Source organism: Dactylosporangium sp. NPDC051485, from assembly GCF_040682015.1.
Classification (GTDB): Bacteria; Actinomycetota; Actinomycetes; order Mycobacteriales; family Micromonosporaceae; genus Dactylosporangium.
Genome location: NZ_JBFAZW010000247.1, coordinates 1 through 1,851, shown reverse-complemented (window position 1 = coordinate 1,851; position 1,851 = coordinate 1). Strand labels below are relative to the sequence as shown.

The 1,851-nt window shown below is 70.5% G+C and carries 1 protein-coding gene; it reads left to right on the top strand.

What is annotated here, in order from left to right; translation table 11 throughout:
• The first annotated feature begins 79 nt into the window (after nt 1–79).
• Nucleotides 80–1,678, top strand: coding sequence for an IS1182 family transposase (locus tag AB0M46_RS51295; protein ID WP_363349062.1), 1,599 nt, complete (start codon nt 80–82; stop codon nt 1,676–1,678).
• The last annotated feature ends 173 nt before the right edge of the window (nt 1,679–1,851 follow it).

Here is a 1,851-nt window from a genome sequence, read left to right as displayed (position 1 = left end):
CTAGGTGACTGGTGTTAAACGATGGCCGCCACTGGCGTGGCGGCCATCGTTTTGGATCTATTTCGGGTAGTTTGCTGGGATGGCGTTAGGCAGGGCGTCACAGCAGCTGGATCTGTTGGACGCGGTTACCCGGTTCTGCGACGAGGCCCTTCCCGGTAACTCGATCTTCGGGTTCCTGCACGAACACCGCGAGACGCTGTTCCCGGACAGCATGTTCACGGACCTGTTCGCCGCGATCGGCCGCCGGTCGGTGCCACCGTCGGTGGTCGCGGCAGTGATGGTGTTGCAGCGCCTCGAGGGGCTGTCGGACCGGGAGGCGGTGGATCGGTTCACGTTCGACGCCCGGTGGCGTTACGCCGCCGGGGTCGGCGGCTGGGACGGTGCCGGCCGGGTCGGGTTCGCCCATACCGTGCTGGTCGACATGCGCGAGCGGCTGCGCCGCTCGGACCGCCCGGACCGCATCTTCGAGGTTGCGTTGAGCGCCGCCCGCGCGGCTGGGCTGATCGGCCGGCGCCGGGTCCTGGACTCGACCCCGTTGTATGACGCGGTCGCCACGATGGACACGATCACGCTGATCCGCTCGGCGATCCGCGGCCTGCTCGGCGTGGCCGGCCCGGACCTGGCTGAGCTGCTGCGGGCGGTACTGACCAGCGGCGACGACTACGCCAGCTCAGCCAAGCCGGTGCTGGACTGGGACGACAAGTCCGCCCGCGAGGCGTTGATTGATTCCCGGGCCCGGGACGGTCACGCGCTCCTTGCTGCCCTTGACGGGCGTCAAGGCCTGCCGGAACCGGTCGTTCAGGCGATACGGCTGCTGGCCACCGTGCTCGGCCAGGACCTCGAGACCGGCACCGACGGGGTGCTGCGCATCGCCCGCAAGGTCGCCCCGGACCGGGTCATCTCCACTGTCGACCCCGAGGCCCGGCACGGGCACAAGACCAGCCACCGCGGCTTCGACGGCTATAAAGGCCACATCGCCGTCGACCCGGACAGCGAGATCATCACCGCTACCGAGGTCACCGCCGGCAACACCGGCGATGCGCAACCCGCCGCCGGTCTCATCGCCGACCTCACCGAACCCGCCACCAACGCCGGACCGGCCGGTGACGCCGCGGTCTACGGCGACTCCGCCTACGGCGCCGGCGAGGTCCTCGCCCACCTGGACACCCACGGCATCGACGCCAAGACCAAGGTCCAGCCGCCCGTGGCACCCGCCGGCAAGTTCACCAAGGACCAGTTCCACATCGACCTCGACGCGGCCACGGTGACCTGCCCCAACGGCATCACCCGCCCGATCCGCCCGATCGCCGGCGAAGGCCGCCACGCCGGCAAAGCCGACTTCGGCACCGCCTGCACCACCTGCCCACTACGCGCCCACTGCACCGACGCCAAGACCGGACGCAGCATCACGATCGGCCGGCACGAGGCCCGCCTCGCTGCCGCCCGCACTCGCCAGATCGACCCCGCCTGGCAGGCCGACTACCGCGCCACCCGCCCCAAGGTCGAACGCAAACTCGCCCACCTCATGCGCCGCCGCCACGGCGGACGCCGCGCCCGCACACGCGGACTCGCCCGCATCGCCGCCGACTTCAATCTCCTCGCCGCCGCCACCAACCTCGCCCGACTCGCCACGCTCGGCCTGCTCCACACCCCACACCGCGGCTGGGCCCTCGCCTGAGGCCCCCAGCCCACACCAGCCATCCCAACAACCCCCAAACCCGCCCCAGGACGCCGACAACCCTTACCCGCCAACGGAATCCGCGCGCACCTCCCGAACCCGACCTCGCCCCAACAACAAACGCGGGCTGACCGGCGTCACCAATCAGCCCGCGTTTAGCACCAGTCACCTAG

Excerpts from the sequence above, each read along its gene's own strand:
- AB0M46_RS51295 (WP_363349062.1), top strand. The coding sequence starts at position 80 with ATGGCGTTAGGCAGGGCGTCACAGCAGCTGGATCTGTTGGACGCGGTT.